We start from the raw sequence: 12,541 nt of genomic DNA on the forward strand, positions 1-12,541 counted from the left end.
CCATGGACCTGCACGCGCTCGTCATCCCCACCTATGTCCAGATGCTCAAGGGCCTTGGCAATCAGCTGACAAAGGCCGAGGCCTTCGCCGGCGAAACCGGCCTGTCGACCGAGGACCTGCTGGGCGCGCGCCTGGCGCCGGACATGTTCCCGCTGGCGACCCAGGTGCGGCTCGTCTGCACCCAGGCCAGCGACGTGCTGCGCCACCTGACGGGCGCGGACTCGTTCGCACCCGCCGAAGACGCGACCGACTTCGACGGCCTGCGCGCTCAGCTGGCCGACGCCGCCCAGCGAATCCAGGCGACCCCGGCCTCGGCTTTCGAGGGCGTCGCCGAAAAGACGATCGAGCTGAAGCTGCCCAACGGCATCGTCTTCGACATGACCGGCGAGTCGTTCGCGCGCGACTGGGCGCTGCCCCAGTTCTACTTCCACCTGATGGCCGCCTACGCGATCCTGCGCCACAAGGGCGTGGCGCTGGGCAAGCCCGACTGGGTCAGCCACATGTTCGCCTACATCCGGCCGGGGACGTTCCCGGGCGGCTAAGGGGCGAACACCCTTGCTCGTTTCAAGTGCTGATGATCATCATGCAGCCTTGGATCGAGTGGGGGTAGTCGATGATCGCATTCTTCGCGGCCATGGCCGTGGCGACGGCCAGTTCCTGCCCGCCCGTCGACGGCGCGGCGGCCCTCTTCACGGAGAAGACCAAGTACGTCTGGGTCGGCGAGGTCCACGGGACGGCCGAGGAGCCGGCCCTGTTCGGCGACCTGGTCTGCCAGGCCGCCGCCACGCGGCCGGTCGTGGTGGCGTTGGAGCGGGACGTCGCCGAGCAACCCTTGTGGAATGCCTATCTCGCCTCCGACGGCGGCGCCGCGGCTCGAGCCGCCTTCCTGCAAGCCCCTTCCTGGAACTGGGAGGTTCAGGACGGCCGTAGCAGTCAGGCGATGCTGGGCTTGGCCGACCGCCTGCGGCTGGCCAAGCGTCAGGGCGCCATCAAGGACGTCAAACTGATCCTGGCGGGCGGCGCTTCGGCGGCCGTCTACGAACAGTCCATGGCGCAAGCGGTGTTGGCCGCGCGGGATGCTGATCCGCGGACCTTGGTGATGGCCTTCTCGGGCAACCTGCACGCAAAGCGCGGCGAGAACGTCCGGCAGGGAGAGACCTACGCCTTGGCGGCCAAGGCGATGCCGGTCGGAGAGACCCTTTTGGTGGTGATCCGGGGTGGGTCGGGCACGGCCTGGAACTGCCGCCAAGAGTGCGGCGAGAACCCGCGCGGCGGTTGGAGCGACCAGGCGCGCCGCGTCGACTTCACCAATCCGCCGGAGGGTTTCGACGCGGTCGCCTATACCGGCCGTTCGAGCACCGCTTCGCCGCCAGCAGCCCGACCGGCGAAACGGACCGTCCTGCCCGGCGGCTAGTCCGGCATCGTCTCGAACAGCGTCACGCCCTCGGGCGGCACGACCCAGGCCGGGCGGTCGCGGTTGAACAGCAGCATGGCCGGCTTGAACAGGCTGGGGTCGTCCAGCGAGCCGGCATAGATCGTGTGCGAGTCGTGCAGGCCATGCTCGCCGCCGAACACCAGGCCGCCGCAGGTCGGGCACGAGTTGCGGGTCGCCTCGCCGCCGCGGAAGGCCCGGCTGCGATACTGGCGCGTCGGGCCGGTGATGGTCAGCGCCTCGGCCGGAAAGCCCATGAACGGAATGAACCCCGAGCCCGACGCCCGGCGGCAATCGCCGCAGCAGCAGACGCCCATATAGTTCGGCGCGCGGTCGGCCTCCCAGCGCAAAGCGCCGCACAGGCATCCGCCCTTGAAAGGAGTCTGGGTCATGTCCCGGAGGGTAGAGGCCGGGGCGCGAGCCGGTCAATCTGTGGTGGCTGGGGGCGGGATCGAACCGCCGACCTGTGGGTTATGAATCCACCGCTCTAACCATCTGAGCTACCCAGCCGGACCAGGAGGCGCGGCTTATAGGCGAGAACCCCGGGGCGTTTCAAGCACCCTAGTCCGCCACGATCGCCGCCGTCACCGCGCTCAACGCCTTGACCGCGTCCGCCGGCGTCAGCTTCACCTGCAGACCGCGCTGGCCCCCGTTGATGAAGACGTAGGGCTCGGCCAGGGCGGCTTCTTCCAGCACCGTCGGCAGGCGCTTCTTCTGGCCGAACGGGCTGACGCCGCCGACCTTGTAGCCGGTGATCCGCTCGGCGTCGGGCACAGGGGCCATGGCGGCCGACTTGCCCTTCAGAGCGGCGGCCAGCTTCTTCATGCTGACCTCCTTGTCCGAGGGCAGGATGGCGCAGGCCGGCTTGCCGTCCAGCATCACCACCAGGGTCTTGAGCACCCGGCGGGGATCCTCGCCCAGGGCTTCCGCCGCCTGCAGGCCTACACGCTCCGAACCGGGGTCGTAGTCGTAGGTATGCAGGTCGAACGCGACGCCGGCCTTGGTGAGCGCGAGGGTGGCGGGAGTGCTCTTGGACATGGTCGGGTGATACCTCAAGCGCGCGACGGCTGTCATCCCGCGCCCAAGCCCGCACGTCGCGCTTGCCGTGCGGGTGAGCCTGTCCCAACATCCGTTTGACCCGGCGCCGAGACCGGAACCCGAGGGAGCAGGCCAGATGTCCGACGCGATCGCCTTCGACCGCATGCCCACCCTGGGCGACGTCGCCCGCTATCACGCGGAGGTGCGCCCCGACGCGGTCGCTCTCAGCTTCGAGGGGCGCGAGACGACCTTCGCCGCCTTCGACCGTCACACCAGCCAGGTGGCCAACGCCCTGATCGCGGCGGGCCTCTCGACCGGCGACCGCGTCGCCTATGTCGGCAAGAACAGCGACCATTATTTCGAGCTGCTGATCGGAGCCGCCAAGGCCGGGGTGGTGACCACGCCGATCGGCTGGCGCCTGGCCCCGGCGGAGATCGCCTACATCATCGCCGACAGCGAGGCCAAGCTGGTGTTTGTCGGCCCCGAACTGATCGCCCATGTCGGCGAGGTGGCGGCCGAGCTGACCCACCGGCCGGTGGTGATCGTCATGGAGGCTTGCGGCGCCGGAGAGCATCCGACCTTCGAAGCCTGGCGCGACGCGCGGAGCGACGTCGACCCGCACAAGCCGATCGAGACCTCGGACATCGCCATCCAGCTCTACACCTCGGGCACCACGGGCCGGCCGAAGGGCGCGATGCTGACCCACGACAATCTGCTGGCCATGCGCCGCGAGGCCGCCCGCTCGCCCCTGGCCTGGAACCAGTGGGGGCCGGAGGACGTCAGCCTGGTGGCCATGCCTGTCGCCCATATCGGCGGCACCGGCTGGGGCCTCGTCGGCCTGTTCAACGGCGCCAAGGGCGTGGTGGCTCGCGAGTTCGACCCGACCAAGGTGCTGGACTTCATCGAGAAGGACCGCGTCTCGAAGATGTTCATGGTCCCGGCCGCCTTGCAGATCGTGGTGCGCCAGCCCCGGGCCCGCCAGGTCGACTATTCGCGGATGAGCCACATCCTCTACGGCGCCGCGCCCATCCCGCTCGATTTGCTGCGCGAGTGCATGGAGGTGTTCGGCTGTGGTTTCGTCCAGCAGTACGGCATGACCGAGACGACCGGCACGGTGGTCTACCTGCCGCCCGAGGACCACGACCCGGCCGGCAACGCGCGCATGCGGTCGGCGGGCCTGCCGATGCCGGGTGTCGAGCTGAAGGTGATCGACGAGGCCGGGAACAGCCTGCCGACCGGCGCGGTGGGCGAGATCGCCGTGCGCTCCCTGGCCAACATGGCCGGCTACTGGAAGCTGGACGAGGCCACCCGCAAGACGCTCGACGCCGACGGCTGGCTCCGCACCGGCGACGCCGGCTATCTGGACGCCGACGGCTATCTGTTCATCCACGACCGGGTGAAGGACATGATCATCTCCGGCGGCGAGAACATCTATCCGGCCGAGGTCGAGAGCGCCGTCTACGGCCATCCGCACGTGGCCGAGGTGGCGGTGATCGGCGTGCCGGACGAGAAATGGGGCGAGGCCGTGAAGGCGGTGGTCGCGGCCAAGCCGGGGGTGACGCCGGACGCCGACGACATCATCGCCTTCGCCCGGACCCGGATCGCGCATTTCAAGGCGCCGAAGAGCGTGGACTTCGTGGCGGCGTTACCGAGGAACGCGTCGGGCAAGATCCTGCGGCGGGAGCTGCGGGCGCCGTATTGGGCGGGGCGGGAGCGGCAGGTGAATTAGGTGGCTGGCTCGGCGGGCCCCCACCTGACCTGCTCCGCAGGTCGTCCGCCCCCGGAGGGGGCGGAAGGTGTTTCTTCTTCCCCCTCCGGCGGAGGAGCGCCGAAGGCGCGGAGGGGGCAAGTGGCTACTCGATGAACGCCTCGACCACCTCCCGCGTCCCCACCAGAAACGCATCCGCCACCAGGGTGAGCGGCCGCACATCGACCTCGGACCGCCCCTCGGCCACCAGGGCCGCGAAACGGTCGTAGAGGCCCGGATATTCCCGGTTCTCGCCGTCCACGACCAGCGCCTCGTCGATCTCCAGCTTGGCCCCGCCCAGCGACAGCTTCAGCACGCCGTCGTCGGTCCAGGCGGTGATGTCCCAGGTCTGCGGGCCGGTCTGCAGGAAGTCGAGGTCGGCGGTGATCTCGGTTCCGCCCAGCGTGGTCATATCGACGTGGGCGGCGATCGGCGACTGGACGTTCTCCGGGACCCGCAGCCGGGCGTCGGTGACGAACACCTCGGCCGGCATGATCTCGGTCAGGATCGACAGGGCGTTGATGGCGGGATCGAAGACACCCATGCCGCCGGCCTGCCAGATCCAGGTCTGGCCGGGATGCCAGCGGCGCACGTCCTCGCGCCACTCGATCGCCAGCTTGCGGACGGCGCGGGTGGCCAGCCAGGCCTTGGCCTGGGGCACGCCGGCGGCGAAGCGCGAGTGCCAGCTGGTGAACAGGACGACACCGTGGTCGCGGGCGACGGCGGCCAGTTCGGCCACCTCGCTGACCGTGGCCCCGGGCGGCTTCTCCAGGAACACGTGCTTGCCGGCGCGCAGGGCGGCCAGCGCCGTCTCGCGGCGGGCCTGGGGCGGAGTGCAGAGGGCGACGGCGTCCAGTTCGGGGCCCCGCGCCAGCATCTCGTCGATGTCGTGGTAGACCGGGATCCCGCCCAGGTCGGGCTTGCTGCGGCTGGCGGCGGCGACCAGGCTGAAACGCGGGTCCGCGGCGAGGGCGGGGATGTGCTGGTCATGGGCGATCTTGCCCACGCCGACGAGGCCGATCCGGATCACGCTGTGCTTCCTCCCGCCGTCACGCGCGGCTCGGCCTAATTATAGTATAAATGCGGCCGCGCAAGCACGCCGCCTGCGAGGACCATAAAAAAGGAGCGCCGCTTGGGGCGACGCTCCTGAAGGGGAAGAGACTGAAGGGCCGGCGGAAAAGGGGTCTCCGCCGATCCTTTACTTGCCCGCCGGAGAGACCGGCAGGCTCCGGGCCGCCAGGGTGACCTGGGCGGTGGAGGCGAGCGCCCGGGACGAGGATCCCAGGGCGACGTCGTATTGGCCGGCCGCGATCGACCAGCCGTGGGCCTTGCCGTCCCAGACCGCCAGCAGGCGCGGATCGACCGTCAGGGTGACGTGCTGGCTGGCGCCGGGCGCGAGGGACACCTTCTTGAAGCCGGCCAGGCGCTTGGGCGCTTCCCAACCACCGGCTTTCGGGCCGACATAGACCTGCGGCACGTCCTTGCCGGCGCGAGGGCCGACGTTCTTGACGTCGAAGCTGACCGTGACCTTGTCGCCGGCGGCGCTGGCCGTCAGGTTCGAATAGGCGAACTTGCTGTACGAGAGGCCGTGGCCGAACGGGAACAGCGGCTGGACCTGCTTGAGGTCGTACCACTTGTAGCCGACCGCGGCGCCTTCGATGTCGTAGTTCACGTCGAACAGGTCGCCGGGCTTCTTCGGATCGCCGTCCAGCTTGGGACGCGGCAGATCGGCCACGCTCTTGGGGAAGCTGACGGGCAGGCGTCCCGACGCGTCGACCTCGCCGGTCAGCACGCGGGCGATGGCCTCGCCGCCGGCCGTGCCCGGATACCAGGCCTCGACCACGGCGCCGACCTTGTCGAGCCACGGCATGACCACCGGACCGCCGGTGATCAGCACCACCACGGTCTTCTTGTTGGCCGAGGCCACCGCGTCGATCGTGGCGTCCTGGTTCCCGGGCAGGTTCAGGCTCTCGGCGTCCACCGACTCGGTGGTCCACTGGTCGGCGAAGACCAGGGCCAGGTCGCTCTCCGCCGCCAGCTTGGCGGCGCGGGCCGGGTCGGTCCCGTCGTCATAGACCACCTTGGCGCCGGGATAGCGGGCCTGCAGCGCCTTCAGCGGCGACGAGGGATAGTAGATCACCGGGCCCGGCCAGGTGGCGGGCTGCAGGCCTTTCACCGCGCGGCCGCCAGCCGGATAGACCTGGGACGAGCCGCCGCCCGACAGCACGCCGACGTCGGCATGGGCGCCGACCACGGCGATGGTCTTGGCGGTCTTGACCAGGGGCAGCAGGTCGCCGTCGTTCTTCAGGAGGACGATGGCCTCCTCGGCGTCGGCCTGGGTGACCTTGGCGTGGGCGGCCAGCTCGGCGGCGGGCAACGCGTCCGGGCCGCCCTTCAGCGGATGGTCGACGAGGCCGCTGGCGAACATGGCGCGCAGCACGCGGCGGGCCATGTCGTCGATCCGGGCCTGGCTGACCCGGCCGGCGGCGAGGTCGGCCTTCAGCGGCGCGCCGAAGAACGGCGCCTTGTCGAAGGCGTCCCCGGCCGACTCCTGGTCGAGGCCGGCATTGGCGGCCTTGGCCGACGAGTGGTCGGCGCCCCAGTCCGACATGACATAGCCCTTGTAGCCCCAGTCCTTCTTCAGGACGGTGTTCAAGAGCCAGTCGTTCTCGCAGGCATAGGTCCCGTTGACGCGGTTGTAGGCGCACATCACCGAGTGCGGGTCCGACTGCTCGATCGCGAACTGGAAGGCCAGCAGGTCCGAGGTGCGGGCGGCCGCGTCGCTGATGTTCGAGCTGACCACGAAGCGGCCGGTCTCCTGGCCGTTCAGGGCGTAGTGCTTGATCGTCGAGATGATGTGGTTGGACTGGATGCCCTTGATCTGGGCCGCGACTATCGCGCCGGCCAGCCAGGGATCCTCGCCGCCATATTCGAAGTTCCGGCCGTTTCGCGGCTCGCGCATCAGGTTGATGCCGCCGGCCAGCTGGACGTTGAAGCCCGAGTCGCGGGCCTCCTTGCCGATCATCGCGCCGCCCTTGAAGGCCAGCTCCGGGTTCCAGGTGGCGGCGGTGGCGATGCCCGAGGGCAGGGCGGTGCGCGCGCGCAGGTCCTGGTGGCTGCCCTGGGTGGCGACGCCGACGCCGGCGTCGGTCTGCCACTGGCCCGGAATGCCCAGGCGCGGCACGCCGGCGACATAGCCGGCCGAGGCGTCCAGCGAGTCCGGATGGCGCGTGTACTTCGGCTTCATGTCCGAGCCGAAGTAGCCGAAGATGATCGTGAACTTCTCGTCGTTGGTCATCGCCGCCAAAGCGAGGTCGGCCCGCTTGTCGGCGGCGAGCTTGGCGTTCAGCCACGGGTGAGCCGGCGCGGCGGCGGGCTTCTTGGCGGCTTGGGCCAGCGCCGGGGCGACGGTCAGCGCCGAGGCCGAGGCGCCGATCAGCAGGGCGAGCGTCAGGCCCCGCCAGGTCGTCGAAGTCATGTTTCCTCCGTGGTCTTGTTCTAGAGCCCCGCGCGGCGTCGGACCGCGGCGGGGGAGGGTTTAAGTCTTGCGGCGGGGCGGCGAGCCGCTCCGCGCGGGACCGGTGGACTCGCGCACTACCAGGCTGTGCTGCGCGAGGAAGGGGGTGTTGGTCTTGCCGGCGCCCTCGTTGGCGTTCCACGCGGCGAAGGCCTGCATCGCGCGCAGGGCCATCTGTTCGAACGGCTGGCGGATGGTGGTGAGAGCGGGCCAGATCACGCCGGCGATCGGCGCGTCGTCGAAGCCGACCACCGACACGTCGTCGGGGATGCGCAGGCCCCGACGCTGGACCTCCATGCAGGTGGCGGCGGCCATGTCGTCGTTGCTGGCGAAGATCGCGGTCGGCGGCTCGTCGATGTCCAGCAGCGCCTTGGCCGCGTCGATGCCGGTCTTGAAGGTGAACTCGCCCTGCACGATCAGCTCGGGCGACGGACGGGGGAGGCCCCGGGCCGCATAGGCCTCGAAGAAGCCGTTGCGGCGATGGGTGCTGGCGGCGTGGTCCGGATGGCCGGCGATGTGGCCGATCCGGGTGTGGCCCAGCGAGAACAGGTGCTCGACCACCTCGCGCGCGGCGGCGCGATCGTCCATGCCGATGGCCGGGAAATAGGGATCCGGCGTGGTGGGGGCGATCAGCACGCAGCGCACGTCCAGCTCGCGCATCAGCTCCTTCATCGGGCCGAAGTCGCACTCGGGCGGCAGCAGGATCATCTCGCGGATGCCGCCGTCGCGCACGAAGGCGCGGACCCGGTCCTGCCAGCCGGGGACGGGTCCTTCCGACAGGTCGACCGACAGGTGACGGCCGGTCTCGACGCAGGCCAGCAGCAGGGCGTGATGGACGCGGGTGTGATAGCCGCCGGACGGGTCGCCCATCAGCACGCCGACCGAGCCGGAGCCCTGCGAGCGCAGGCTGCGGGCCACGGCGCTGGGCTGGTAGCCAAGGTCCTGCATGGCCGCGCGGACGCGATCACGCGTCTTGGCGCTGACGCTGTCGTGATCGTTGAGAACGCGGGAGACGGTCTTGGGCGAAACGCCCGCCCGTTCGGCCACGTCTGTGATCGTTGTCATTGGTCCCCGTACCCGCTCCACCGCCAAGCTTGCCGCGCCACCCCATCAGTGAAAGGCGGCGCCCGCAAGGCGGCGAACGTCCAAAGCCATAGTCCATGCTGTCCTGAATGTCATGTCATCAGGACAATAATGGGTCAAAATTAGTCGATCAGTAGGACATTATCAGGACATTTACGACGGTTGACGTCGCGTCTTCAGGGGTTTCCGGTGGTTGCCCACGTCTCGACCGAGATGTTGCGACGATAGTGTGAAGCTCCTAGCGCCGGCGTGCCACGTGGAAGAAAAATGTGAGTAAAATCAATGATAAGCATGGCCGGTGACGATTGATTGAAGCATTCGGTCTCGCCGAGATTTCGGTTCAAGGTCTGGTCGCGGATGCTCGAAAACCCTTGTCTCGCAAGAATGACAACGTTGACATTGTTGTTGACTTGATCGGGACATTTGGCGAAGGTGCCGGCGTTCGATGAAGGCGCGGGGCTGGAATCGAACATCTGGGCGCCGAGGCCGCCGAGGGATTGGACAGTCGCCGGACAGGCGTCTGGACACGCCCGCAAAGTCTCAAACGTTCCTCGACAGCCGCCATCAGAGCGGCGGCGCGAGGCGCGGGCGGGCGGCCAATAAGAACGATTCATTTGGGGAGCGAGCAATTGTCACAGGAAGCAAGGAAAGCCGTGCTCAGGCGCGGCCTGACGCTGGCGCTGGTCGCCGGCGCGTCGCAACTGGCCCTGGTCAGCGGGGCCTTCGCCCAGCAGGCCGACGGAACCCAGGTCGAAGAGATCGTCGTCACCGGCGTTCGCGGGTCACAGATCAAGTCGGTCGACGTCAAGCGCCGCGAGGCCTCGATCGTCGACGCCATCTCGGCGGAAGACATCGGCAAGCTGCCCGACGTCACCATCGCCGACTCGCTGCAGCGGATCTCGGGCGTGCAGATCCAGCGCGACGCCGGTGAAGGCAAGACCGTCAACATCCGCGGCCTGCGGCAGGTCATCACCCTGCTGAACGGCGAGCAGTACCTCAGCGCCGGCAACATGGGCTCGGCCCAGCCCGACTTGTTGGACGTGCCGTCGCAGCTGATGAACCAGGTGCTGGTCTACAAGTCGACCGACCCGAAGAACGCCCTGTCGGGCATCTCGGGCACCATCGACCTGCGCACCCGCCGTCCGTTCCAGTTCGACCAGGGCCTGACCTTCACGGGCGCGGCCGAGGCGCAGCGTGGCGACCGCACCAAGAAGGACGACTATCTGGTCAACGGCGTCGTCAACTGGCGCAACGAGCGGGTCGGCCTGATGGTCGGCGTCGCCGCCAGCGAGGCCAATCTCGGCAACAACTATTCGGGCACCGTCGGCCTGTCGGGCAACAACGACTGGGGCGGCGGCTTCGCCACCAGCTACATCTCGCCCCACGGCTACGAGAGCTTCAACCGGGTGGTCGAGCGCAAGCGCCTCGGCATCAACGCGGCGTTCGAGGCCGACCTGGGCGAGGGCTTCACCCTGATCGCCGAGGGCTTCTACGCCAAGCTCGACGAATACAACCGCGCCGTCGGCATCAACATCTCCAACCGCTGGGACGGCGGCGCCTTCGGCACCTGGAACAAGCCGACCGTGTCCTCGCCCGTCGGCATCGGCAACTGGCTGGCGGTCGACGAGTACGACATCAACGCGTGGTGGGTGAACTCCTTCACCGTCAACCGCACGACCAAGTCGAAGACCAAGAACTACAATCTCGAACTCAACTACGACAACGGCGGTCCGTTCACCTTCGAGGCCCGCGCCATCCGCGCCGACGGCGATCGGCTCAGCATGAATGGCCAGGCCCAGGGCGACCTGAGCAACTGGCGCTATGCCGACGGCCGCTTCAACCTGTTCCGGGATCCGGCCGACCGCACGCGCGGCACGTTCTATCCCAAGGCCATCTGCGACAAGTTCGGCTCTTCGCGCCGCACCAACGCCGTCACCGGCAGCGCTGGCGGCTGCTTCCTGGATCCGAACCCGCTGGGCTACGGCGCCAATCCGCAGCTGCACTACGACATCAGCGGCGACCACCCGGTGTGGAGCGGCTTCGACCGTCCTCTGGCCGGCGGCCTGGGCGCGGGCAAGTCCCTCAAGGACTACATGGCCAACAAGGACAGCTACGCCATCGGGGCCTTCTCGTCGGAGGGCAACAACGAAGTCAATTCGGACATGAACGTGTTCCGCGCCGACGGTCACTACAAGTTCGACGACAAGCTGCTGGGCTTCATCACCAAGGTCGACGGCGGCGTGCGGCAGAGCGAACGCTCGGTCGAGGTCGAGCAGTTCCACCTGTTCTCGGGCTTCTACGGCGGCTCGCCGGGCGCGGTGCAGGCCAACGGCTCGCCCGTTCCGGCCGGCGGCTGCGAGGCCCAGTGGAAGGCCATCGACGTCGTCATGAACCAGAACCAGTGCCAGGCGGGCGAGTTCGTGCCCGACCCGGTCACCGGCAAGCCGGTGTTCCAAGGCTACACGGTCAATGCGCCGACCCGTCTGGACACCTACAACAACGTGGTCTGGGTCGACGACCTGGGCGGCGTGACCAGCGGCATGCCGGGCTTCTGGGCCATCGACCCGCGCGACTTCGACGACGCCGAGGCCTTCCACAAGAAGGTGTTCGGCGGCGCCATCCGCGTCCAGGTCCCGGGCCAGACCTATGACGTCAGCCTGCGCGAGCAGAGCGCCTACGGCGCGGCCAATTTCGAGGCCGGCGGCCTGTCGGGCAACTTCGGCCTGCGGGTGATCGAGACCGAGCTGACGGTGAAGCAGAACCTCACCGGCGACACCCGCAACTACGGCGACACTAACGCCGACGCGGGCGACAACGTCACCAAGCGCAAGTACACCGACTGGCTGCCGTCGCTGAACGTCTCCTATGACGTCAACGACCACCTGAAGCTCCGCTTCGCCTACAGCAAGACGATGCAGCCGCTCGACCTGGGCAACTATGGCGGCGGTCTGAAGATCAACACCGCCGACTGCGGCGCGGCCCTGCCGAACGTCCGCTGCGTCACCAGCGCCGAGGCGTCGGGCAACCCGATGCTGGATCCCTGGCGGTCGCAGAACTTCGACGGCGCCATCGAGTACTATTTCGGCCGCGCCTCGATGCTGAACATCTCGGCCTTCAAGCTGAAGATCGACAGCTTCGTCACCAATGGCGTCACCACCGGCCGCTTCCCCGACCAGGACGGCGTGACCCGCCGCACGGTCAACGTCACCCTGCCCATCCAGGGCGACGGCGGCGAGGTGAAGGGCCTGGAAGTCGGCGCCAAGCTGGCGGTCAGCGACTTCCTGCCCGACGCCGGCTTCTTCTCGAACTTCGGCGTGGACACCAACTACACCTACTCGCCGAGCAAGGAGTCGCGGACCGGTCTGGACGGCGAGGAGCTGGCCTTCCAGGACAACTCCAAGCACCAGTTCAACCTGGTCGGCTGGTACCAGGACGACAAGCTGCAGGCGCGCGTCGCCTACAACTATCGCACCGACCGCCTGGCCGAGGTGATGAGCAACAACATCCCGATCTACCAGAACAGCACGGGCTATGTGGACGTGAACGTCAGCTACAACGTTCGCGACAACGTCACCGTCTACTTCAACGGGTCGAACGTGACCGGCGAGATCGAGGATTACTACGCTCGTTTCGCCAAGGGTAAGACCCAGTACATCCGCCAGAACGAGTTCGAGCCCCGCTACACGCTGGGCGTCCGGGCGCGCTGGTAAACCATCCCTCTGAC

At 68.3% G+C, this 12,541-nt stretch carries 10 protein-coding genes and 1 tRNA gene; 4 read left to right on the forward strand and 7 right to left on the reverse strand.

The window, feature by feature from the left end:
* Window positions 1-2 precede the first annotated feature (2 nt).
* Window positions 3-542, forward strand: a complete 540-nt coding sequence (locus ASC70_RS09230) for a DUF1993 family protein (RefSeq protein WP_056049208.1) — start codon at window positions 3-5, stop codon at window positions 540-542.
* Between the two features lie 71 nt (window positions 543-613).
* Entirely contained in the window at window positions 614-1,414 is an 801-nt protein-coding gene (locus ASC70_RS09235; protein WP_056049211.1) for a hypothetical protein, read from the forward strand.
* On the opposite strand, the gene ASC70_RS09240 is transcribed toward ASC70_RS09235, so the two are convergent.
* The 3 genes from ASC70_RS09240 to ybaK form a co-directional block, all read right to left on the reverse strand.
* Window positions 1,411-1,824, reverse strand: coding sequence for a GFA family protein (locus ASC70_RS09240; RefSeq protein ID WP_056049213.1), 414 nt, complete (start codon window positions 1,822-1,824; stop codon window positions 1,411-1,413). The genes ASC70_RS09235 and ASC70_RS09240 overlap by 4 nt on opposite strands.
* A gap of 41 nt (window positions 1,825-1,865) precedes the next feature.
* Window positions 1,866-1,942: transfer RNA gene (locus ASC70_RS09245), tRNA-Met, on the reverse strand.
* 51 nt (window positions 1,943-1,993) lie between these two features.
* Window positions 1,994-2,470, reverse strand: coding sequence for a Cys-tRNA(Pro) deacylase (gene ybaK / locus ASC70_RS09250; RefSeq protein WP_056049216.1), 477 nt, complete (start codon window positions 2,468-2,470; stop codon window positions 1,994-1,996).
* A gap of 136 nt (window positions 2,471-2,606) precedes the next feature.
* Here ybaK and ASC70_RS09255 point away from each other — a divergent pair, with 136 nt between their 5' ends.
* On the forward strand, window positions 2,607-4,199 hold the full coding sequence (locus ASC70_RS09255; RefSeq protein WP_056049218.1) for a fatty acid--CoA ligase: 1,593 nt from the start codon (window positions 2,607-2,609) through the stop codon (window positions 4,197-4,199).
* A 124-nt stretch (window positions 4,200-4,323) separates the two neighbouring features.
* Here the strand turns inward: ASC70_RS09255 and ASC70_RS09260 are convergent, their stop codons facing one another.
* The 4 genes from ASC70_RS09260 to ASC70_RS24905 all read right to left on the reverse strand — a co-directional run bounded on the left by ASC70_RS09260 (window position 4,324) and on the right by ASC70_RS24905 (window position 9,290).
* Entirely contained in the window at window positions 4,324-5,247 is a 924-nt protein-coding gene (locus ASC70_RS09260) for a Gfo/Idh/MocA family protein (protein WP_056049220.1), read from the reverse strand.
* A 168-nt stretch (window positions 5,248-5,415) separates the two neighbouring features.
* Window positions 5,416-7,695 (reverse strand): beta-glucosidase, encoded by a 2,280-nt coding sequence (locus tag ASC70_RS09265; RefSeq protein WP_056049222.1) that lies wholly within the window; start codon window positions 7,693-7,695, stop codon window positions 5,416-5,418.
* Window positions 7,696-7,755: 60 nt separating this feature from the next.
* Window positions 7,756-8,799 carry a LacI family DNA-binding transcriptional regulator gene (locus ASC70_RS09270; RefSeq protein WP_056049225.1) on the reverse strand — a complete coding sequence of 348 codons (1,044 nt, stop codon included), beginning with the start codon at window positions 8,797-8,799 and terminating at the stop codon, window positions 7,756-7,758.
* 194 nt (window positions 8,800-8,993) lie between these two features.
* Window positions 8,994-9,290: a hypothetical protein gene (locus ASC70_RS24905; protein ID WP_156396163.1), complete on the reverse strand. Its 297-nt coding sequence runs from the start codon at window positions 9,288-9,290 to the stop codon at window positions 8,994-8,996.
* 156 nt (window positions 9,291-9,446) lie between these two features.
* Between ASC70_RS24905 and ASC70_RS09275 the strand changes: the two genes are divergently transcribed.
* Window positions 9,447-12,527: a TonB-dependent receptor gene (locus ASC70_RS09275; protein WP_082539628.1), complete on the forward strand. Its 3,081-nt coding sequence runs from the start codon at window positions 9,447-9,449 to the stop codon at window positions 12,525-12,527.
* The last annotated feature ends 14 nt before the right edge of the window (window positions 12,528-12,541 follow it).

This window comes from Caulobacter sp. Root343, assembly GCF_001425745.1.
GTDB lineage: Bacteria > Pseudomonadota > Alphaproteobacteria > Caulobacterales > Caulobacteraceae > Caulobacter.

Coding starts and splice junctions, on each gene's coding strand:
- ASC70_RS09230 (WP_056049208.1), top strand. CDS start 3: ATGGACCTGCACGCGCTCGTCATCCCCACCTATGTCCAGATGCTCAAG.
- ASC70_RS09255 (WP_056049218.1), top strand. CDS start 2,607: ATGTCCGACGCGATCGCCTTCGACCGCATGCCCACCCTGGGCGACGTC.
- ASC70_RS09235 (WP_056049211.1), top strand. CDS start 614: ATGATCGCATTCTTCGCGGCCATGGCCGTGGCGACGGCCAGTTCCTGC.
- ASC70_RS09265 (WP_056049222.1), bottom strand. CDS start 7,695: ATGACTTCGACGACCTGGCGGGGCCTGACGCTCGCCCTGCTGATCGGC.
- ybaK (WP_056049216.1), bottom strand. CDS start 2,470: ATGTCCAAGAGCACTCCCGCCACCCTCGCGCTCACCAAGGCCGGCGTC.
- ASC70_RS09270 (WP_056049225.1), bottom strand. CDS start 8,799: ATGACAACGATCACAGACGTGGCCGAACGGGCGGGCGTTTCGCCCAAG.
- ASC70_RS24905 (WP_156396163.1), bottom strand. CDS start 9,290: ATGTTCGATTCCAGCCCCGCGCCTTCATCGAACGCCGGCACCTTCGCC.
- ASC70_RS09240 (WP_056049213.1), bottom strand. CDS start 1,824: ATGACCCAGACTCCTTTCAAGGGCGGATGCCTGTGCGGCGCTTTGCGC.